Raw genomic sequence first — 21,493 nt, forward strand, 5'->3', positions numbered from 1 at the left:
GGGCGGGCGGGTGATGCCGGGGCTGGGCAGCAGGCGCGGGGTCAGCACATCGGCCCGAACACCCTCATCGATCTGGGCCAGCTCCTGCTCGACCTGGGCCGCGTCCTTCTCCTCCGCCATGCCGATCGGCCCCTGCATCCGGCCGTTCAGGAACTGCCGTACGACGGGCTCGTCACTGGCCAGCAGCTCCTCGCGGGGCCCGAACATCACCAGCTCGCGCCGGAACAGCAGCCCGATGTTGTCCGGCACCTGACGGGCCGAGGCGATGTCGTGGGTGACGATCAGGAAGGTCGCGTCGATCTGTGCGTTGAGGTCGACGATGAGCTGATTGAGGTAAGCCACGCGGACCGGGTCCAGGCCCGAGTCCGGTTCGTCGAACAGGATGATCTCCGGGTCGAGGACCAGGGCACGGGCGAGCCCGGCCCGCTTGCGCATACCGCCGGAGATCTCGCCGGGCAGCTTCCCCTCAGCGCCGATCAACCCGACCATGTCCATCTTCTCGAGAACGATCCGCTTGATCTCGCTCTCGGACGTGCGGGTGTGCTCGCGCAGGGGAAAGGCGATGTTGTCGTAGAGGTTCATCGAGCCGAACAGCGCGCCGTCCTGGAACAGCACGCCGAACAGCTTCCGCACCTCGTACAGGTCGCGCTCGCGCAGGCGGGTGATGTCCCGGCCCGCGACCTTCACCGATCCCCGCTCCGGCTTCAGCAGCCCCACGAGCGTCTTGAGGAACACCGACTTGCCCGTCCCCGAGGGGCCGAGCATCACCGAGACCTCCCCGGCAGGCAGCGTCAGCGAGACGTCCTGCCAGATGACCTGGTGGCCGAAGGACTTGGTCAGCCCTTCCACACAGATCTCGACACCCATCCGGTTCCATCCTTCGGCCGTGGAGCAGTCCCGACAACTGCTCTACGGGGAAGAGAGGTGCGTCCGTCGCGGCGAACCAAGAATTTTTTTGCGGACGTGTGTGCGGGGCGCTACGGCAGCTTCGGCGACGACGTGAGCGAAGGCGTCCCCGGGCTGGAGACAGACAGCGGAGGTACGACCGAGGTCGGGGAGAGCGACGGGAGCGACGGGAGCGACGAGGCGACCGACCCCGTCGGCAGACCCGGCACGACGGTCGGCAGGCCCGTCACGGCCGTCGGCAGCCCCGGCACCTTCGGAACCTCGGGAACCTGAGGGACCTGCGGCGCCGAAGGCGGAAACGCGGACACGTCCGCCAGGGATGGCACCGGCACCGGCACCGGCAGAAACGTTCCCCCGGTGGGTGAGGGCGTCCGGCCCCAAGGCCCGTGCGCCGGCGACGACGGGGTGGGTGTTGCGGGGGCGCGCCCCCGGCCCGTGACCTCGCCGTGCAGGAGCCGCGGGTCGCTGGACACGGCCGGCCGCGGCGCCGGACCACTCCCGTTTCCGCCCGCGTCGAGCGCGTACGGCAGCACGAACCCCGCCACCACCAGGGTTGCCGCCGTCGTAGTGAACGCGACCGCCTGCGCATTGCCGCCCCCGCGCAACCGTCCGCGCCCGACCAGGAACAGCACCAGCCCGAGCGTTCCGGCCAACGAGGCACGCAAAGTCCGCCGGGCCCGGGCCAGCAGCGACTCGACGGTCCGGTAGCTGAGCCCCATCCGCACCGCGACCTGGTTCACGTCCAGGTCCTCGGACCTCAGCCGAAGCGCCTCCGCCTGCCGGGCGGGCAATTCGCCGCTGCGCACCGCCAGCCACTTCGCCTCGGCCCGGTCGCACACCGCCTCCTCGACGGGTACCGGGCCCGGTGTCATGAGTGCGGGGCGGCTGCCCACCTCGGCCTCGCGGTTGACCTGCCGGTGCCGGTCAACGCACAGCCGCATCGTTACCGTCGTCAACCAGGCGCCGAGCCGCTCGTCGTCGAGGTCCGGGCGCTCCGCGGCTCGCAACATCGCCTCATGAACGGCGTCCTCGGCGTCCTCCCGGCTCACCGATCGCCGCCGGGCCACCTTGAGCAACTGCTCACGATGGCTCCACAGGCGCTGCCAGCGCTCGTCGGCGGCCGCTGTGTCCGCAGGCATATCCGTCGCCATGAGGGGCCGCCCCTTCGCACTCACCCGCCGGTACATGCTTCCGACGTGGCGAGATTACCGCCGAGTAGTGGCAGTTGTGGAGAGGCGGACACCCATGGCGTTCCGGCCCTTGCCAGTGGTCAGCGGCGAACCTCAGGCAGCACGCCGCCCCCAGGCAGCGAGAGGGTCAGTTCGGGGACGGGAACCAGCGGCGTCGCCCCGGCCGCGAGGGAAGGCCTGGGGGAGGGTGAGGCGGGCGACGTCGACGGCATGCGCGAAGGACCAGTGCTCGGCTTCCGGTCGTCCGACGGCTTCGGCGGCGAAAGCTTCTGCCTCTTCGGGCCGGACGGCTTCGGCCGGACTGGCCGGGATCCGGCGGATGCGTCCGGCACCACGCGGTGTCCGGTCAGGTAGTACACGTACCACGCCTTGACGGCGCGCAGATAGGCGTCCGAGTGGTTGTAGCCCAGTATCGCCCGGTCCAGGTCGGCCGGGTTCGACAGGTCCCGGTCGCCCGCGCACAGGTAGCGGCCGGCTGCGAGCGCCGCGTCGTAAACATTGTTCGGATCCGTCCGTCCGTCCCCGTTACCGTCCGCTCCCCAGCGGGCCCAGGTGGACGGGATGAACTGCATCGGACCGACCGCGCGGTCGTACACCGCGTCCCCGTCATACGCGCCGCCGTCGGTATCCGCCACGACAGCGAAGGCGCCGCCGGTCAGCCGCGGGCCGAGGATGGGTGTCACGGTGGTACCGTCCCGAGTCACCCAGCCGCCCCGTGCCTGCCCTGACTCCACCTGGCCAATCGCGGCCAACAACTGCCAACGCAGGTGGCAGCGCGGCGCGGTACGCGCCAGATCCTCCTCGGTACGCCGGTACGCGGCGAACACACTCGCAGGCACATTGCCGCCCGTCACTCCCTGTGCCATGCCCTTCTTCCGTGTCCGCAGCGGTGGAAGTTCGGTGCGGTACGGGGTGTCGCCGGAAACGCTGAGGCCGTGCTCGGCGGGTGCCGCCTTCCGTGCGGGCTCTGCGGCTTCGGCAGTGACCGCCCTTGGCGCTTGTGACGCGGTCAGCACGGCAATCGCCGCCGCCGCGATCGCCGTACCCCTGGCACCCCTCAGTGTTCCAATGAGCGCACGCACTGTCATCGTGCAGTCCCCTCCGTGCATGAATCCGTCGTCTGCTCTACGCGGCCGGAGGGCAGGTCCGTCGCGCAAAAATTTGGGGATCGGGCGGGCGCCTCTTCAGAGGGCGTGGCGGCGGGCCAGACGTGTGGACGATGTGGGGTCTGGCTGACGCTGTTCCCCTTCGTGTCCCGCGCCGTCGTGCGCAGGCTGGCGAACCGGGCCCTGGACGGTGCGTCGAGCTGCGCCTTCCAGCTGTTGCTTGACTGCCGCAGTATCGTCTTGCGCCAGGTGGCGCCGTCGTCGTAGGAGACTTCGAGGGCCACCGTGCGGACCACCCCCGCGTCCGTCGCGCCCTTTAGGTGCGAGGGCGTGACCACCAGGTCGGTGCGTCGGTGGGCCTTGCCGGACACGTCAGTGGCCACGGCGTAGTCGAGTTGCACCAGCGGCAGCGGCGTCAGGACGGTGTAGTCCGTGGTAGCGGAGGTGAAGCTCCACTCGGTGCGGGTGCGGGTCGAGTACGGGCGGTCGGGCATGTTCCGCTCACCCTCTACCACGATCCGGTAGGGCTGCGGTTCCGGCGACAGTTCCTCGACGGTGACGATGCGCTGGTTGTAGTCCTCGCCGAGTAGCTGGTCGCCCTGGTACAGCGAGATCTTCGACGTGGCGCCGTCGACCCAGGCGATCCCTGCATGGCCACCGGAGTCGCCCCAAGCTGGCACCAGGGATGTGCTGATGACATCGCCGATCCGGTAGGGCGCCTGCTGACTGATGCCGTCGTTGAGCAGACGGGCGCTGGATGGGGGAGAACCAGATCTCGTGGGTGACGCTTCGCGGTGCATACGAGCGTGCGACACCTCCCTGACCGAGGTCCCCTGTGCCCGCGCCCGGGATCCAGCGGATGTCGGATCCCGCCGTGACCCATGAGGTGAGGGTGCCCTGGGCCGCGACCGCTGTTGCTTGGCCACACATCAAGCCGTCTCCCAAAACGGACACGTCACAGCGACCTTCAGTCGCTTCAGTTTGTGTCGTGTTGCGGAATGACTCGTCGATGCGCGCAAGCTCTCCGGAGCCGGGCCGGTAGGACGGATCCTTCGGGACCGAGCCCTCCTGGTGGCGGATCAGGTCGTAGACGTAGCGCGGGTACGGGTGCGAGACCACCTTCAGCGTCGCGGTCCCGGGCTTGCGGAGCCGCTCAGCAGCCGCGCGCTGTCGTCGGTGCCGAGCGAGGCCACCGGGAGCGGGGCGCCTTCGGGCAGGTCGGCCCAGGGGTCGTACTTACCGTAGCCGTTGTTCAGGATCAGCAGCTGCCGTGCGCCGGCCTTCGCCGCCGCGGCCCCGCCTGGTCGGGGGCGGTCCCCTGGGCGCGGACAGGCCCGCCCGGTTCTGGCCGCACGGGCTGTGCGCCCGCATCGGGCCGCGCAATTCCGCCCCGTCTGGGGGCCACCTGACCGTTCGTCGGGTCGAAAGCTCGCTGACGAGAGGAAGCCGTCAACGCGGCAGCCGGATCACTCGACCACGTCCTCCGCGGGCGCATAGGCCGCGAGCGTCGCACCGGGCTGATCAAGGCACAGGAGTTCTATCGTGCGGGCGGTGCGATCAGAGATCGTTCAAGACGATAGTAGAACGGCGTATCTGCGCAGCAGCGACGCGCCAGCACTCTGAGCACCGGAATCGCCCACACGTGCTGTGAGGAGGTGGTCGGAGGCAGGATTGAGAGGTACATATGGATTTGTCGACTGTGTCTGCGGCCTCGGGCGGAGGGCCGGTGCCCCTCGGCAAGGAGTCTGCGTGGCTCACGCAGCGTGAGAGGGAGGTCCTGGGTCTCGTCGCCCAGGGGGAGACCTACGCCGTCATCGCCCGTCGGCTGAATCTGAGCCTGCACACCGTGGACACGTACATGCGCCGCCTGCGTCAGAAGACCGGAGCGGCAAACCGTACGCAACTGACCGTCTTCGCCCTCGGGATGGGACACGCGGACTGCTGATCGTGAACCCGTGATGCGGTGCGGGGCCCAGGGGGGACGAGCATGCCGCTGGTGGGCTCCGCCTGGTCGCTCGGCTCGGTCAGGCCGATCGTGGAGGCTCGCATGAGGGTGTTCGCAGCGGGCGACGACGTCGACCGGTGACGTCTGCTGTCACAGCGGGTGAGTGAAGCCGGAGACGATCCGGCGTGCACGCGCGCTACCCGGGCGGCGTAGCCCGCCGTCCGCCTTTGGGTCATTACCTCCCGGACCGGTTCGGAACACAACCGGCGCTTTCTTGTCGGCTCGCGACTCCTCGGGCGCCCAGCCCGGCCTCGACCGGACCGTGGGAGCCACTGCCGGGGTTGTTGTCCTTCCCGTGAGGGGAGGGACGACGGCCCCGGCTCTTGTTTTTTGCTCACGCTTCGCAAGCGCCTCTGGTCACGAACATTCGTGACTGTTCCTGTGATCCGCCCATTGCCATAGTTCTGGGCATCGCAGAGACGTCGCGTGGGCTGCTCCAGCGACGACGCGAGCCGAAGACACTGCCGGAATCGCTCCGGGGAACATGCAATGACCGCGGGAAGGAGGAGGAGATGTCCGATCCGTTCACCGACGTGACGACGGGCCAGGAGCCGCAGGTGCGGACCCACCACGGAGATCGCGTGGTCGACGAGTTCGCCTGGCTCGCCGACACCCGCAGTCCGGTGACCCTCCGACACCTGCGGGCCGAGAACGACCGCACAGACCGCGCGACGGAACATCTGGCCACCCTGCACGAGTCGATCTTCGCGGAGATCGGGCAGCGTGCGCGGCGGGCGGATCCGACCACGCCGGTGCGTACGGGCTCCTACTGGTACTTCGACCGGGTCCGGCCGGAGGACCGATACCCGGTCCACCGCCGGCTCCCGGTTCAGAACCAGGACACTCCCCCTGATCCGGCAAGCGGGAACCCACTCCCGGGCGAACAGATGGTCCTCGACTTCAACGCGCTAGCCGACGGCCACGACTACATGGGGATCGGTGTCTTCGACCTGACGCCCGACGGCAGGCTGCTGGCCTACTCCGTCGACCACCTCGGAGATGAGGTCTTCACCCTCCGGGTGAAGGACCTCGCCTCGGGAGAGGACCTGCCGGTCGAGATCCCGGGAACATCGTACGGAAGCGCGTGGTCCAGCGACGGCGGTGTCCTCTTCTACGTGAAGGTCGACGGCACTGGCCGCCGTCACCAGGTCTGGCGTCATCGTGTGTCCGTCGGCGAACCGGACGCCTTGGTGTACCAGGAGGACGACCCGCGATTCTGGGTCACGGTGGGCACCACCCGTTCCGGCAGGTACGTGCTGATCGAGTCGCACGCCGCCCACGCAAGTGAGATCCGGTACCTCCCCGCCGACCATCCGCTTCTGGCGCCGACCGTCTTCGGCACGGGCCGGGCCGGAGCCTGCCGGATGCAGGTGGAGCACCAGGACGGCCGGTTCCTTGTCCTGCACAACGCCGGGATGGACGATTTCGTCCTCGACTGGGCACCCGAGACCGACACCTCCAACCTGCAGCGGCTGGCGCAACCGAGTGAGGGCACCAGTTTCGTGAGCATCGACGCGTTCGCCGAGCACGCCGTCCTCGAGTTCCGCCGACAGGGGGTCCCGGGCTTCCGGGTGATCCCCCGTGCCGGAAGCCCGTACGACGTCGTCTTCCCGGAACCGGTGTTCACCGCCGAGCCGGATCTCAACCTCGACTACAGGGCGCGCACCTACCGCGTGAGATACCAGTCGCTGGCCACCCCGGACACGCTGCTCGCCTACGACATCCCGACGGGCAAGGCCACGGTGGTCAGTCGGCGCCACGTGTCGGGTGGGTTCGACCCATCCCGCTACGAGCAGCACCGCACTTGGGCGACAGCCCCGGACGGCACACAGGTGCCCATCTCTCTGGTCTGCCGCTCCGGCATGCCGAGGGATGGGTCCGCACCGCTGGTGATGGTGGGGTACGGGAGTTACGGATCATCCCTGGATCCATGGTTCTCGGCGTCCCGTCTCTCCTTGCTGGACCGCGGCATCGTATTCGCCCTCGCGCACGTTCGGGGCGGCGGTGAGCTGGGGCCCCGGTGGCACGACGAGGGGAGAGGGCTGCGGAAGCCCAACACCTTCCACGACTTCCTCGCGTCCGCCAGACATCTGATCGATACGGGCTGGACCAGCGCGGGCCGCATCATCGCTCGGGGGAGGTCCGCGGGCGGGCTGCTTGTGGGAGCTGTCGTCAACACCGCGCCGGAGCTCTTCGCAGGCGTCGTGGCCGAGGCTCCGTTCGTTGATCCGTTGACCACGATGCTCGATCCGTCCCAGCAGCTGACTGCCGCCGAGTGGGAGGAATGGGGAGACCCGCTGACGGACCCCGAGGCCTACCACTGCATCAAGTCCTATGCGCCGTACGAGAACGTGTCCGACCTCACGTACCCACCCATCCTCTCCGTCGCCGCCCTGAACGACCCCCGGGTCGCCTGGCGGGAACCGGCCAAATGGATCGCCCGGCTCCGCGCCGTCGGCAGCGGCGGCCCCTTCCTCCTGCGCACCGACTTCGTCGGAGGACACGGGGGGCAGTCCGACCGGCACGGCGCCCGGAGTGCCGAAGCCTTCGTCCTGGCGTGGATCATTCACACCGCTACGGCGGCCGCCAAAGAACCCGTCCCCACTTCGTCTTCGTCATGAGCAAGGATCCATCGATGAGCCGGCCGACCCAAGCCGAGACGTCCACACGCTGGGCCGAGGAGCTGAACGGTCTTCTTGCGGAGCACGACGCCTCCTGGTGGGAGACCCACACGGGTGACCACTGGTTCCAGGTCAGGCCCGTGGGTCACCGGATGCGCAACCAGGGTTGGAAGATCCATCTCTCGGCCACTGTGGGGGACTGCGACTCCATCGTGCGCGCGGCCTTGCCCGTCCTGCTGGAAGAGCAGTGCGCGTTCAAGTTCGTCAGGGACGCGGAGGTCTACCGGCGTGCTGTCAGCCGTCAGGCGGACCGGTCGGCCGCGGGAAAGCTCTTCACCGTGTACCCCGACAGTGACGGGCAGTTCCGCAGACTGGTGCGACGCCTGCATGCGGCCACCGAACAGTTCGCCGCACCGCACATCCTGACGGACCGCCAGTATCAGCCGGGCAGCTGTGTCCAGTACAGGTACGGGACCTTCGCGGGCACCCGCGTGCTGGACGACGCCGGACTTCACGTCGACACCTTCATGGCGCCGGACGGGAGCCTGGTGCCGGACGAGCGCAACGCCTGGTTCGACCCTCCGCCGTGGGCTGTGGATCCGTTCGACACCCGTTCGGCCGGGATCTACGGGGCGCAGGAGACCGCTGGGGACGACCAGGAAGGCGGGGACGACGAGGCAGCCGTCGTGCTCGCCGATCGTTACCGGGTGACCGACGCCCTCAGACACACCAGCAAGGGCGGCGTCTATCGGGCCGTGGACCAGAAGACGGGGGACCGGGTCATCATCAAGCAGGCCCGGCCGCACATCGACACCCAGGCAGATGGAGGAGACGCCCGCGACCTGTTGCGCAACGAGGCGCGGATGCTGGAGCGGCTGGCTTCGACCGGGTACGTCCCCCGTCTCCTGGACGAGTTCGGCGTGGACGACGACCTGTTCCTCGTCCAGGAGGAGCTGGTCGGTGACAGCCTCCAGGACGCGGTCGACCGCGAAGCACACCCCGCGTTGCGCAGCGCGGACGCGAGCACGGCTCTGTCCGCACGTCTGGTCGACATGCTTGCCGCTGTACACCGCTCCGGCGTGGTACTGCGCGACCTGGCGCCGGGGAACGTGATGCTGACCTCCGACGGCGGACTCCGGCTGATAGACCTGGAGACCGCGGCGGAAACAGGAGCAGCCGGTCTGCGGTTGGGAACACCCTTCTTCGCTGCTCCGGAGCAGCGGGTTGCCGCATCCGACCAGGCCCCGCGAGCCGATCCCGCGGTGGACCGCTACTCACTCGGGGCATTGATCTTCTTCCTCGTCGTCCGGGAGGGCCCGTGGCCCACCGAGGACGTTCCGGCCGACCGCACGATCGCCGAGCAGGTGGCGCAGCGACTCGCACAGGCTGCACATCAGTTGCCCGAAGCCCGGGTTCTCGCGCCGGTGATCACCGGCTTGATGGAACGGGAGCCGGACAAGCGCCTGTCGCTGGACGGCGCCGCTCAGGCCTTGACCGACGCGGCGACGACCGGTGCCAAGCGGGCCCCGGAGCCGGCTCCGGAGCTCGTACGCGGCCCCGCCGCGACCGAGGAGCGCGTGATCGCCGACACCTTGGCCCACTTGGTCGACTCACTCGACCACGATGCGACATGGCTGTGGCCGGTGCCGTCCTTCGGTACGGACGCCTTGCCGGGCTCGCTCCAGTGCGGAGCGGCCGGCGGCGCGGGAGTCCTGGTCCAGGCTTGGCGGCTACGCGAGCAGCTCGCTCTGGACGAGACCCGCTGGCGGCGTGCCCTCGTGCGGGCGACGCGCTGGTTCGACGGTCGGCTCCAGGACACCTCCCGGGTTCTCCCCGGGTTGTACTCCGGCCATGCGGGGATCAGCTGGGCCGCGTACGAACTGGCCGACACCGTCGAAGACGAGTTCACGGCGGCCAGGGCCACGGCCCTTGCTCTACGGCTTCCCGTCAGGTGGCCCAACCCGGACCTGATGCACGGCCTGGCCGGTGCTGGTACGGCACTGCTGCGCCTGTGGCGACTGACCGGCGACCCCTCCCTGAGGGAGCGTTGGCGGAAGTGCGCCGAAGGGCTTGCCGAAGCCGCGTCGTACGGCGAAACCGGCATCGGCTGGCGCGTGCGCGAGATGTTCCCCACTCCCGTCGACCGGGGCGTCTTCCACGGATTCGCCCACGGTACGGCCGGCATCGGGTCGTTCCTGCTGTCGGCAGCCGCGGCAGGAGCGGGATCCGCCTGTCGGGAACTGGCGCAGGCCTGTGGCGAAACGCTGGTGGCCGCAGCCGTCGTCGACGCGGACACACAAGCCGCATTCTGGAGCGAGACCCCGCAGCGACCACTTGCCGTCCGACAGCATTGGTGCCATGGATCGGCCGGCGTGGGAACCTTCCTGACCCAGCTTTGGCAGGCCACCGGCACCCCGCGCTACCGAGAGCTGGCGGAAGGGGCAGCCCGGGCCGTTGTGCAGTCCATTCCGTTCACGCCGACCGGTCACTGCCACGGACTCGCAGGATACGGCCACTTCCTCCTCGACCTCGCTGAAGCGACCGGTGACCCGGCCTACACCGAACATGCCCAGGAGTGCGCCGACTCCATCGTCGTCCGCCATGTACGCAGGGACGGTCTCTGGCTCCTGCCCTCGGACAACGGCCTGGAGACCGGCTTCGACTACGGCACCGGAATGCCGGGACCGCTCTCCTTCCTCCTGCGTCTGCGTCACGGAGGCCCGCACCCCTGGACCCCGTCCCGCTGAAGGCACCCAGGGACCCACGATCTTCGGCCGCCCGGCCGATGCACCAACCCCCCTGACATGACCGAAGGAGGTGAACCACACATGAACGGCACGAAGACCCTCGCCGCGCTCCAGCGTGTGCGCAAGGACAACGGCGCCCCCAAGCGGATCTGCCGCTTCGGCTCCGTCCAGAGCTTCTGGACCTGGTAGTCCGACCCCTCACGAGCCGCTGTCGACGCAGCGGCCGGAAACCATCCGAAAGGACACCTCATGAACGGCACGAAGACCCTCGCCGCGCTCCAGCGTGTGCGCAAGGACAACGGCGCCCCCAAGCGCCTGTGCACGGGCCGCAACACCACGCCGGGCACTTTCTTCACCGCCCCGTAACACACCACCCGTCTGACGGGTGAATCGATCCTGCGGGTTGTGGGACCCCTTCCGGGCCCACAACCCGCAGGCATGCCACCGGAAGGGCACCGTGTTCCGCTCGATACAGCCAGTCCTCAGCGTGATGCGGGCGTCGTGGCGCCCCCACACGCTCTATTTCGCCGCGAGCGGCGTAGGCGCGGCCGCCTCTCTCGCACTGCCGGTGCTCCTGGACCGGGCCATCGAATCAGCGTTCGACGACCACCGGGCCGCCGCTACCACCGGATGGACTGTCGCAGCCCTGGCTGCGGCCCTGCTGGCCACTGTTGTGGCGAGCCGCGCGAAGAACGCCTCCGTGGCCGCAGCCGGTGCCCAGCTCCGCCGCTCCCTGATCCAGCAGGTCCTCGACGCGGGCCTGCCCGCCACTCAGCGGTTCAGGACGGGCGACCTCCTCGCTCGGATCACCGGCAACGTCACCGTCGCCTCCGACATGGGCTTCGCCCTCATCAACTGCGTCATGGCCGCGCTCAGCGCGCTCGGAGCCATGCTCGCCCTGCTGTACCTCGACTGGACCCTGGCGCTCGCGTACGCCGCCGGGGCCACAGCGACCGCCGTCATCCTATGGCGAAGCACGAAAAGTGCCACCACCGTTTACGAGCGGTACCAGAGCGTCCAGGCGACGATCGTGAGCGCGCTGGACGATGCCCTCACCGGGTTGGGCACCATACATGCGGCCGGCACACAGGAGCGTGAACTCGCGCGCATCACCGAACCACTGAAGGACCTGTCCACTGTCGGACGTCGGGACTGGGCCGTCGCCGGCAAGATCGGCACCCGCATTAACCTGCTCACGGGCCTGACCGAGCTCTCCGTGCTCGGCCTGTGCGGTGCACAGGTGACCGAGGGGCGGCTCCCCGTCGGGACGCTCGTCGCTGCCGTCGGCTATCTGGCATATGGACTGCAGTCGCTCAGCCAGTTGTCCGGCATCACTCACTTCGCCCACATGATCGCCGCATGGCGGCGTGTGCACGAGGTGGCCGAGCTGCCCGCCAAGCGCGCGGTGGCCGAGGCCACGGTCCGGCCGTACGCCCCGGCCGTAGGGGGAGCAGAGATCGCGCTGTCCCGGGTGAGCCTCCGGTACGGCGACAGCGGCGTGCTTCAGGAATGCGACCTGAGGGTGCCGGCTGGTTCGGAACTCGCGATCGTCGGTGCCTCCGGTTCCGGAAAGTCTACGCTCGCCCTGCTCGCCGGCGGACTGCTCACTCCCGAAACCGGGACCGTCGCCCTGGCGGGTACCCCCGTAGCCCCCGGACGTGTCGCCTTCGCCTTCGAACAGCCTGTCATGGTCGGTCGCACCCTGGGGGAGGCACTTGCCTACGGCCGGGCGGACGCAGATGCGAAGGAGGTCGCCCAAGCCTGCCGAATCGCCAAGATCTCCGACTTCGTCGATCGGTTGCCGGAGGGTCTGCAGACCCCGGTGCGCAGCCTCGCCTGCTCCGGTGGCGAACTGCAGCGGCTCGGCATCGCCCGGGCGCTGCTCCAGGGACGGGACGCCATCGTCCTGGATGACGCCACCTCCAGTCTGGACACCGCCACGGAAGCGGAAGTGACCCAGGCGATCCAGGAGCGCCTGGCGGGCACCACGAGGATCGTCGTGGCCCGCCGCCCGGCCACCGCCGCCCGCGCCGACCTCGTGGCCTGGCTGGACCAGGGACGGATCCGGGAGTTGGGGTCCCATCAGGAACTGTGGCAGCACCAGGCATACCGCCTGGCATTCGCCACCCACATGCCGGCGAGGGAGCCTTCCCCATGAAAGATCTGCTGCCCATGCACATGCCGGGCGCCCGGCGGCCACTGACCAGGCTGCTTCTGTGGTCGGTCGCGGACAGTACACCCACCCTCCTCTCCGGGCTGTGCGTGGCCACCGCCATCGACCAGGGATTCCTTCGTCACCGAGCAGGTGTGGGCCTTGCGTGGCTGTCGCTGGTGGCTCTCGCCTACGCCGTCAGCGCCGCAGCCCAACCACATATCGCACGGCATGTGGCCGAGCTCGTCGAGCCCTTGCGCGACCGGCTGGTCCAGCGAACCGTGGCTAGTGCGCTGCAGAGCACCGGCAGCACCGACCTGAGTACCGGAAACCGTGCCGCCGCCCGCATCATGACCCAGGCGGAGACCGTACGCGTGCTGACGGGCGACACGCTGCTGACCATGCGTCAGCAGGCTTTCTCCGTGGCCGGCGTGCTGTTCGGCCTGGCGGTACTCTCCCCGGTATTCATGGCTTCGGTCGCGGTCTGCACAGTCGTCGCCATCGGGCTCCTGATCGGCCAGGTCAGGGCGCTGACACGGATCCACCAGGAAGCTGCTGTCGCCGGTGAGGAGCTTTCGACCGAGACCCGGGCCGTCCTCACGGCGCTGCGGGACGTCCTTGCCTGCGGCGCGACCGCCCGCGCTGCTACGCAGGTGGGTCAGGCGATCGACCATCAGGCTGCCGCAGTACGCGCCATCGGCCGCACGGGTACCGTTCGGGCGGTGGTGGTCGCGGTCGGCGGGTACCTGCCGCTGGCGTTGCTGTTGTTGACCGCACCCTGGCTTAGGACGGCGGCGGGACTGACGACAGGCGGCCTCGTCGGCGCGGCCACCTACCTGTTCAGTTCCCTGGTGCCGTTGCTGCGCTCCCTCACGCAGACCGTCAGCTCCACCCTGGTGCCGCTCTTCGTGAATCTGCACCGCATCCAGGAGACGCCGCCTCCCCTCGACACCATCCCGACCGGGCGCGAGACGGTCCCCCCCAGACCTGTCCTGAAGACCGAGGGACTCGGTTTCGCCTACGGCCCCACCCGAGCGGTGGTCAGCGGACTCTCCCTCGCCATACCCTTCGGCCGGCACATCGCCCTGGTCGGCCCCAGCGGGACCGGAAAGTCGACCCTGGGCGGGCTCCTGGCAGGTTTGCTCCGCCCGGACAGCGGAACGGTCCGGCTCGACGGCCGCCCACTGGAGGACTTCGAGTGGCACTCGCTGCGGACGTCCGTGAACCTCGTGCCGCAGCAGGGCTACCTGTTCACCGGCTCCGTGCGGGCCAATCTGGCCTACCACCGCGAGGGCGTCACCGACGCGGAGCTGGAGGGCGCCGTACGTGCAGTCGGCGCCGAATCCCTGGTCGACCGGCTCGGGGGCCTCGACGCCCACCTCGCCCCGGCGCACCTGTCAGCGGGTGAGCGGCAGATTCTCGTCCTCACCCGTGCCTTCCTGGCGAACGCCGTCGTGACCATCCTCGACGAGGCCACATGTCACCTCGACCCAGCAGCCGAGGCCCGCGCGGAAGAGGCGTTCTCCCGACGGGAGGGCACCTTGGTCGTTATCGCACACCGGATCAGTTCCGCCCTGCGGGCAGAGGTGGTCATGGTGATGGACCACACCCGGATACAGATGGGGACGCACGAGGAGCTCCTGCGATCGTCAGCCCGCTACGCGGCGCTCGTGGGCCACTGGAGCGAGACCGCAGAGCTCGTCGGGTGACCACCGTCATCGAGCCACCGCCCGACAGGTTCGCCGTGCCCTTCGAGGAGAACGCACCGGTGGCCGGCCCTACGACGGCGTTGGCACGACAGCTCGCCGGCCGGGGCGGCGCGGGGGCCCGGAGACCGGCCTCGGCCGACAGCGGGAGGTAGCCGGGGCGTTCCCCGGCGGCCTCGCGGGCCTGGTCGCGGTGCCGCAATGGCACCGCAGCGGTGGTGCCCAAGAGAGAGACCGCGAGCCTGCCAGGAAGGCGCGAACTCTCGGCGGTACCCATGCCGTCCTCACCGGCCCGCGATGTAAAGGGCGCGAGCCAGCGGGACTGGTAGGCCGGCAGCAGGGCCCGTTCTGGTGAACCCCAAGGCAGCCGGGGATCGTGTGGCCGAGGCGTGGGCGGAGGCCCGGCGCCGCAGGGGGCACCCGGTTCCGGTCCTGGGACACAAGCGGGTGGCCCGCGCCGCCGCAGCACTGGCGGCCGCCGGAACGGCGGAAGAGCTCCTGGCGCAAGCGGCCGTCGACATGGCCCGGGAACCGACGTGGCTGGACCTGGAACGGCACCTGGAGCACTGGTCACCACCCGCTGCCCCCGCAGCGCCCGCCGGACCGGTGACGTACTGCGGGAGCTGTGACTACGGCTGGGTCACCGGAGAGGACGGCCGGGCCAGCAAGTGCCCGTGCCGGACCGGCGGGACACCATGACCGGGCCCCGATTTCACTCACTTCGCCGCCGCCGCGGGCTTGGCGGCAAGCAGCAAAACCGCTTCCTCGGGTGAAGCGGTCTTGGAGATCCATCAGGTAGTCGATGCCCGCAACATCACTGACCCACCCTAGATTCGTTGGCCAGCAGGGTGTGGGGCTCCATTGGAGAAGCCCCACACCTGCGGTTGATCCGCTACGGGCGGCCGATCAACCGGAGAAAGTGAACATCCAAACTGCCCACATCGCCGTAGCGAGTACACAGACTGCAGGCACACTGTGCCAACGCCGAATCCAGAGAAGCGCTGAACGCGAGACGTTTTCGCTTATCAGGATCCGCCGAATTACTTGGTAGCAGACCTGCCGGGAGACGAACATGGCGCTGGGGAATGCCAGGACAAGAGCGATCGGGACCAGAATGGACGGATCCGGATTGGACGGCACAAAAACCAGGGCCAGTACCGCTGCCGCTGCCACGATAACGAACCAGAACCATGAGAGGAGCGCCATGGTCTCCGCGGCAGGGATCCAGACCTCCGACGCGTCTCGTTTGGTGATCGCCCGGGATTGCTGATGGAGGACAGCAGTAACCGCTTTACTGCCATCAACTGCCGTCTGGGCGGCCTCCACTCGATCGCCTCCGGCAAGGAGAAGCGCTACCACGTAGGTCAGGCCGTGCTCCGTATATCGCAACGGTCCGCTGGCCCTTCGCTTCATCGAAGCCATCGTCGCCATCCTTGCTGTCGGTAGGAGTGATACTCGCCGTATGCGCTGTAGGCCAAGGAACCCCCTCCGTACCAGCGGTCGACTCGATCCGCGCGGTGAGTGTAGCGGCGGTGATAGCGGCGGCTTGCTTTCGCTGCCCTGCTTCGCGCCCGCTTGTAGTATCTACCCCTGCCAGCGATGCCCTTGGGTGCGCGGCCAAGCCTGCGAGCCTTCCACAGCCTGCCGGCCGCACCAAATCCCTTCCCTGCACCAAAGGTGACGCTTCCGGCGATGTCAATCCAGCCGCTTCGGTCGTGGTGACGCACCTTGTAGATTCCGCGCCCCAGGGAAATCCCCGCGGAAATTGCCGCACACGCGGCGCAGCCGAACATTCCCGCGACAGCGAGGCCGGTACTGGCTCTATCCAACCACTTTCCCCATCCGAATCGGCCGTCAAGATCCAATCGGTTGACGGGGTCGCCGCTGCAGTATTCGTAGGCGTTGGCGTTTCCGCCGGGTACTGGGTCGACGGACATGAAGCGTCCAGTCGTGGGGTCGTAGAGGCGTACGCCCATGAGGATGGTGCCCGTGATGGTTTCGCTAGAACGCTGCTTACTGCCAAGCCACCCGTAGCGTCCGGCGAAGGTACCGTTTTCGGCGTTCCCGTATTCGTCGTAGGCGAGGGCGACGGGTGCTTGCGCGGTGTCCAGCGGGAGCTGGACGGTGGTGTCGCCGTGGATGTCGGTCAGCTGGAGGACGACATTGCCGGTGGCGCTGGTGGCGGCGTCGAGGTCTCCGCTGATGCCCTGGACGTTGCGGCTCAGGCTGCTGGCGCTTTCCTGGGTCCAATCGGGGCTGTCGCCCTCGCCGCCGTAGTGGTTGGTCTTGGACGCGGTCTGGGTCCAGGTGCCGCTGGTGTTGGTTTCGGTGGTCCAGGCAGCAAGGCGGCCTGCCGCATCGAGCGTCCAGGTCTGCCGGCTGGTGCCGGAGGTCTGGTTTCGGACCAGGTCGTTGGTGTAGTAGCCGATGGTGGCGCCGGACGTCTGGGTGGTGGTGCGGCCGAATGCGTCGTAGATGGTGCCAGCGGCGGTGAGCCGGTCGGCGCTGTCGTAGGTGTAGGACGTGGTCGTCGCGCCGGTGGAGGTGCAGGCCGTGTCGACGTCGCTGGTGGCGACGGCGAGGGCAGTGCGGTTGGTGTTGTTGTCGAAGGTGTAGTCCCGTCGGGTGCAGGACCCATCGGGGGCGGTGTCGTCGGCGCGGGTCAGACGGCCTACGGCGTCGTAGGTGTAGGCGCGGTCGCGGGTCTGGCCGTTGGATCCAGTCTCGGCGACGACCTGGCTCTGGACGGAGTGGTCGGCGGTGTCGGAGGCAACGAGGAGATTGTCGCTGTCGCGGGTGTAGACCCGGGAGGTCTCCTGGCCGGTCTCGTCCTGACCGAGGGTGAGGGTGTAGCCGCCAGGCAGGGCCTGGGTGGTCAGGTCACCGTCCGCGTCGTAGGTCGCCGAGAAGGTTCCGGCGACCGAGTCGGTGCGGGAGGTTTCCAGGCCGCGGGGGTCCTTGGTCGTGTCGTAGGTGTAGGTGGTGGTCGACGGGGCGGAGTCGGTGGTCTTCACCACGCGGCCAAGCGCGTCATACGCGGTGGAGATCTACACCGCCTGGCGGCAGATGATCGCCGTCAAGGACAACGGTGCTCCGCGCGCCGGGGCAGACAGCCTGGTCATCTCCGTCCGCAGCTTCTACTACGACCTGCACACCTGGGCCGCTCAGGAGCCCGAGCGGTGGGCTGCGTGGGTGGCTCCCTGCCCTGTCCCGCCCTCCGACCTGCACGGGCTCGGCGCTCGCCGTCGGCGGATCAACGAGCGCAGTGCCGACCGCACCCGCCAGCGTCAGCCTCTGCTGCCGGTGCTCGTCGAGCATGTCGAGTCCCGCTACGACCACTTCCGTCAGCTTCTGCAACTCGCTGAGGAAGCGGTCGAGGGAGAGTCGTTCACGTTCGCCGGCACCAGCTACACACGCGTGCTGAGCGAAGCCGACCGCAAGCTCAGCCGTCACACAGCACCTATCCCGCCGCGTCTGCGGAACAACGACAGCGGCGAGATGGTCCACGTAGCCGCCGAGGAGGAAACCACCTTCTGGGACTGGGCAGCGGTGGAGACGCTGCGGCACTCCGGGGTCCGCGTCGAGGAGCTGTGCGAGCTCACTCACCTGAGCATCCGCCAGTATCAGCGACCTGGTGGCGAGGTCATCGCGCTGCTGGTCATCGCTCCTTCGAAGACCGACCGCGAACGCGTGATCCCGATGTCCGCCGAGCTCTTCCACGTGATCGCCTCGATCATCCGCCGACACGCTCGCACCGGGCGGCCGATCCCGCTCGTGCCCCGCTACGACCCGCACGACAAGGTCTGGAGTCCTCCGATGCCGTTCCTGTTCCAGCGGCAGAACGGCACGGTTCCCGCGGTCTTCAACGTCGGCACGATCCAGAAGATGATCGAGCGGCGCTGCCTCGCCCTCGCCGAAGTGCACCCCGGCTTCAAGGGGCTGAAGTTCACCCCGCACGACTTCCGGCGGATCTTCATCACCGAACTCGTCAACAGCGGCCTGCCGATCCACATCGGCGCGGCCCTGCTCGGGCACCTGAATGTCCAGACCACTCGCGGCTACGTCGCGGTGTTCGACGAAGACGTCATCCGCCACTACCAAGAGCACCTGGAGCACCGGCGCCAGATCCGTCCCACCGACGAGTACCGGGACACCACCTCGGACGAGTGGACCGAGTTCGAGGAGCACTTCGACCGTCGCAAGGTCGAGCTCGGCTCCTGCGGACGCCCTTACGGCACCCCCTGCCAACACGAACACGCCTGCATCCGCTGCCCAATGCTCCACGTCAACCCCAAGATGCTCGCACGACTCACCGAGCTGGAAGCCGACCTTCTGCAACGCCGCGCACAAGCCGAAGCCAAGGGTTGGATCGGTGAGATCGAAGGCATCGACCTCACCCTCACCTTCCTCCGTGCCAAGCGCGACGAGACCCAACGCCGAGCCCAGCGACCAACTCTGCACCTCGGCATCCCCGCCCGCCGCCGGCCGAAGGGGTTCGAATGACGCTCCAGAGACCGATGGCCGATCCAGAACCTCGAACGCCTCGGCGCCCCCCGGAATATGATCGAACGGAACTGCCGTCCATGCCCGGCTCGCGGGCTCTCGGCCGGTACGGCCTCGACCTGCTCCTGTGGCCGGACAACCGCACCTATCGCATGCGAGCCTGAGCCAGTCCAGCCACGCCGCCGCAACGAACGCATTCTCTTTCGCGAAATCGACAGCAAGAGTCATGCAGGGGGAAATCATGCCTACCCTTCTCTATTACCCTTTGGCTAAGCCTCCAGTGAACGTGGTCCACGAAGCGTTGCTGTACTGGGACGGCATCGCTTCGATCGTATCGGATAGACAAGAAACGTATGAACGCACGCTCATGGGCACGCTGCAAGATCTCAAGGACCGGGGATTTTACCGCCCCATTAACCTCAAGCGTCATTACAGTCTGCTAGCCAACAGGGAAATCGATGACTTTCCTGGGATGGTCGATTCGCTCCATGCACTCGGCCCCCACAGGGGGCGCCCCGTCTACCTTGACGACGGGGGAAAGGTGGGATTCCGTCTCGAAGAGGGGCTTATCGCACTTGGTGTGGCTCGACGTCATCGATCCTTTGAGCGTCCCCATCTTGGATCCCTCGTAGTTCCTGAGAAGGCGCTACTCGTCCTGGCCAGCACGTTGGCTCAGGAGGTGGCCCGCTCGACAACGAGTATCTCCTACACGCCCTATACCGATCAGTCCACGGCTGAGGAACTTTCGCTGAGGCCGCATGCACGGTCCGCTGTATCGGCTTGGCGCGTGGAACTTGGCCGCATGCTGCCCATGCCCGCACCAGGAACCCCAACCTCCGAGGTTCTGGCCTTCCGTGAAAAATACGCCGCCGAGCGAGAGCGTTTGATCAGGGCAACTCAGGCCATGCTCAGTGAGCTCAACCGGCACTGGGAACACCCGGCCGATGTTCTTCAACGCATGCGCAGCGAACTGACCCAGGCACGCGGGGACTATCAGGGAGCTGTAAAGAGCAGTCGCATGGCGTGGATCACCAGGTCCATCTCGGCCACGGTGGCGGTAAGCACTGCGGTAGTGGGAGCCCTGGCCGTCCCAGACCTAGCGTGGGCGGCCGGTATCGCCGGAAGCGTCGGGTTCAATATTGCCACTCGCGAGGTTCGTCCCGTGATGCAGAAAAAGCAAGAGCATCCGTTCAGCTACCTCCGGCTCGTCGAGAAAGAACTGTCGTAGCAGCGGCTTCGTGGCCGAGTTACTGGAGAGCGGGTATTGCTGAGCATCTGGGCGGACGGGAGATCCGTATCTCGCGCGGACTGCGGTGCCGCCCGCAGCCATCGAGCAAAAGCCCGACGAGCAGAGCTGCCCGTTACTAGACCAAGGAAGAAGCCGGCGCTACCGCGGTCCGGCCGAGGAAGACCGCTGAGCAGCACGCGTCAGGCAACCGCGTCCCTGAGCAGGCAGCTTCGGGGACGAGGGCATCGGCGGTCTACCGGAGGCTGACGCTCACGCCTCGTTCCTCGAAGATCTCCACGAGCAGGTCGAACAGCGCAACCTGGCGATCGCCGCCAGCGGGCACGCGCTCCACCAACCGTGCCCTGGCCTCGGCCGAGGAACCCCAGTGCAAGGTGAACGGAGTGGTGGTGCCCCAGCCGCCCCTCAGACAGTCGTCCAGAGCGTCAAGGTTCCAGCCGAAGTATCCGCCGGGCCCGTTGATGGCTTCACCGATCGCGCAGTAGAAGGTGTCCTTGTCGACGATGTGCCGGCCGTTCAAGGTGAACGCCTGGCCTGCGGGCGCATCGGGCTTTCCCTGGCGTTGGTACTCCCGGGACCACAGGGCCACCGACAGCCACGCGTGTCTGTCCGCGGGTGCGAGTTCGTGCCACATTCCGGTGCGGTTCAGGCGACCAGTCCGGAGCAGATCCCACGCTCGTTCCGCTCCAGGCAAGGCGTTCTCGCACCACAGCGTCACCGTGAGGTCGACGAGGCCGGCTCCACGGGCGGAAGGCTTGACGTCGACGACGGTGACCTCGCCGACGAAGTAGGACCCCATGGTGGCACCGTCGCCGTCGAGGAGATCGAACCAGGCGTTCCCCGCCATGGCACGACGACCACCGACATGATCGACGCTCTTCAGTAGGCCACCCTGCGGGAGGCAACCTTCGAGGCGCACTCTGCGAGCCCCCTCCTCAGCCGGCAGAGGCGTGAAGAACCCCTCGGCCTCGTGGGCAAAGCCCCAGAAGTCGCTGTCGTCCTCGTCCGAGGTCAGCGTGTACTTCTGCCCCTCGCCGCCCCGCCCTGATGTTCGCATCGCACCCCCAATGAGAGCGCTGATCCTACCGACGCTCGGCGACCTGCCGGGCGGTCGCCGGCGCCGTCGCGCCCCATGACCCCATCCCATCCATCTCGGAGGTCCTTTGACGAGCCACATAACCGCCGTCACCCGTGAGAGTGAAGTGCAGAGAAGCACCGGCGACCAGAAAGGCCCTCGTGCCACACCGTAATGCACCCCTGACCGAGACCGGACGCCTGCGTCTGGCCCGCTGCGTCGTGGACGACGGCTGG

General features: G+C 68.1%; 15 protein-coding genes. 8 read left to right on the forward strand and 7 right to left on the reverse strand.

The annotated features are described in order from the left end of the window. From PV341_RS30865 to PV341_RS30880, 4 genes are all read right to left on the reverse strand, one after another. Window positions 1-867, reverse strand: an 867-nt coding sequence (locus tag PV341_RS30865) for an ABC transporter ATP-binding protein (protein ID WP_500359548.1), incomplete at its 3' end; no start/stop codon positions are given. Between the two features lie 110 nt (window positions 868-977). Further along, window positions 978-2,093 carry an RNA polymerase sigma factor gene (locus PV341_RS30870; protein WP_500359549.1) on the reverse strand — a complete coding sequence of 372 codons (1,116 nt, stop codon included), beginning with the start codon at window positions 2,091-2,093 and terminating at the stop codon, window positions 978-980. Between the two features lie 83 nt (window positions 2,094-2,176). Continuing rightward, window positions 2,177-3,184, reverse strand: a complete 1,008-nt coding sequence (locus tag PV341_RS30875) for a lytic transglycosylase domain-containing protein (protein WP_500359550.1) — start codon at window positions 3,182-3,184, stop codon at window positions 2,177-2,179. Further along, window positions 3,181-4,002: a hypothetical protein gene (locus PV341_RS30880; RefSeq protein ID WP_500359551.1), complete on the reverse strand. Its 822-nt coding sequence runs from the start codon at window positions 4,000-4,002 to the stop codon at window positions 3,181-3,183. The genes PV341_RS30875 and PV341_RS30880 overlap by 4 nt, the downstream gene beginning before the upstream one ends. 926 nt (window positions 4,003-4,928) lie before the next feature. Between PV341_RS30880 and PV341_RS30885 the strand changes: the two genes are divergently transcribed. The 6 genes from PV341_RS30885 (at window position 4,929) to PV341_RS30910 (ending at window position 15,132) form a co-directional block, all read left to right on the forward strand. Next, window positions 4,929-5,147, forward strand: a complete 219-nt coding sequence (locus PV341_RS30885; protein WP_500359552.1) for a response regulator transcription factor — start codon at window positions 4,929-4,931, stop codon at window positions 5,145-5,147. A gap of 572 nt (window positions 5,148-5,719) precedes the next feature. Then, on the forward strand, window positions 5,720-7,828 hold the full coding sequence (locus PV341_RS30890) for a S9 family peptidase (RefSeq protein ID WP_500359553.1): 2,109 nt from the start codon (window positions 5,720-5,722) through the stop codon (window positions 7,826-7,828). A 14-nt stretch (window positions 7,829-7,842) separates the two neighbouring features. Beyond that, entirely contained in the window at window positions 7,843-10,575 is a 2,733-nt protein-coding gene (lanL, locus tag PV341_RS30895) for a class IV lanthionine synthetase LanL (protein ID WP_500359554.1), read from the forward strand. A 457-nt stretch (window positions 10,576-11,032) separates the two neighbouring features. Continuing rightward, on the forward strand, window positions 11,033-12,733 hold the full coding sequence (locus PV341_RS30900) for an ABC transporter transmembrane domain-containing protein (RefSeq protein ID WP_500359555.1): 1,701 nt from the start codon (window positions 11,033-11,035) through the stop codon (window positions 12,731-12,733). Then, the gene (locus PV341_RS30905; protein WP_500359557.1) at window positions 12,730-14,436 is read left to right on the forward strand and encodes an ATP-binding cassette domain-containing protein; all 1,707 of its coding nucleotides are present in this window, start codon (window positions 12,730-12,732) and stop codon (window positions 14,434-14,436) included. The genes PV341_RS30900 and PV341_RS30905 overlap by 4 nt, the downstream gene beginning before the upstream one ends. A gap of 348 nt (window positions 14,437-14,784) precedes the next feature. Then, window positions 14,785-15,132, forward strand: a complete 348-nt coding sequence (locus tag PV341_RS30910; RefSeq protein WP_500329970.1) for a hypothetical protein — start codon at window positions 14,785-14,787, stop codon at window positions 15,130-15,132. Between the two features lie 207 nt (window positions 15,133-15,339). Here the strand turns inward: PV341_RS30910 and PV341_RS30915 are convergent, their stop codons facing one another. Then, window positions 15,340-15,855: a hypothetical protein gene (locus PV341_RS30915; RefSeq protein WP_500329968.1), complete on the reverse strand. Its 516-nt coding sequence runs from the start codon at window positions 15,853-15,855 to the stop codon at window positions 15,340-15,342. Next, window positions 15,843-17,450, reverse strand: a complete 1,608-nt coding sequence (locus tag PV341_RS30920) for an RHS repeat-associated core domain-containing protein (protein ID WP_500359558.1) — start codon at window positions 17,448-17,450, stop codon at window positions 15,843-15,845. The genes PV341_RS30915 and PV341_RS30920 overlap by 13 nt, the downstream gene beginning before the upstream one ends. A 22-nt stretch (window positions 17,451-17,472) precedes the next feature. On the opposite strand from PV341_RS30920, the gene PV341_RS30925 reads away from it, so the two are divergent. Further along, window positions 17,473-18,936, forward strand: a complete 1,464-nt coding sequence (locus PV341_RS30925) for a tyrosine-type recombinase/integrase (protein WP_500359560.1) — start codon at window positions 17,473-17,475, stop codon at window positions 18,934-18,936. 241 nt (window positions 18,937-19,177) lie between these two features. Next, window positions 19,178-20,164, forward strand: coding sequence for a hypothetical protein (locus PV341_RS30930; protein ID WP_500329961.1), 987 nt, complete (start codon window positions 19,178-19,180; stop codon window positions 20,162-20,164). Between the two features lie 253 nt (window positions 20,165-20,417). On the opposite strand, the gene PV341_RS30935 is transcribed toward PV341_RS30930, so the two are convergent. After that, entirely contained in the window at window positions 20,418-21,239 is an 822-nt protein-coding gene (locus tag PV341_RS30935) for a barstar family protein (protein WP_500329960.1), read from the reverse strand. Between the last annotated feature and the right edge of the window lie 254 nt (window positions 21,240-21,493).

Source organism: Streptomyces sp. PA03-1a, assembly GCF_033792805.1.
In the GTDB taxonomy this organism is placed as follows: Bacteria; Actinomycetota; Actinomycetes; order Streptomycetales; family Streptomycetaceae; genus Actinacidiphila.

Bases quoted from the DNA above. Each gene is read 5' to 3' on its own strand.
- PV341_RS30870 (WP_500359549.1), bottom strand. From the start codon at position 2,093: ATGTACCGGCGGGTGAGTGCGAAGGGGCGGCCCCTCATGGCGACGGAT.
- PV341_RS30875 (WP_500359550.1), bottom strand. From the start codon at position 3,184: ATGACAGTGCGTGCGCTCATTGGAACACTGAGGGGTGCCAGGGGTACG.
- PV341_RS30880 (WP_500359551.1), bottom strand. From the start codon at position 4,002: ATGCACCGCGAAGCGTCACCCACGAGATCTGGTTCTCCCCCATCCAGC.
- PV341_RS30890 (WP_500359553.1), top strand. From the start codon at position 5,720: ATGTCCGATCCGTTCACCGACGTGACGACGGGCCAGGAGCCGCAGGTG.
- lanL (WP_500359554.1), top strand. From the start codon at position 7,843: ATGAGCCGGCCGACCCAAGCCGAGACGTCCACACGCTGGGCCGAGGAG.
- PV341_RS30905 (WP_500359557.1), top strand. From the start codon at position 12,730: ATGAAAGATCTGCTGCCCATGCACATGCCGGGCGCCCGGCGGCCACTG.
- PV341_RS30915 (WP_500329968.1), bottom strand. From the start codon at position 15,855: ATGGCTTCGATGAAGCGAAGGGCCAGCGGACCGTTGCGATATACGGAG.
- PV341_RS30930 (WP_500329961.1), top strand. From the start codon at position 19,178: ATGCCTACCCTTCTCTATTACCCTTTGGCTAAGCCTCCAGTGAACGTG.
- PV341_RS30935 (WP_500329960.1), bottom strand. From the start codon at position 21,239: ATGCGAACATCAGGGCGGGGCGGCGAGGGGCAGAAGTACACGCTGACC.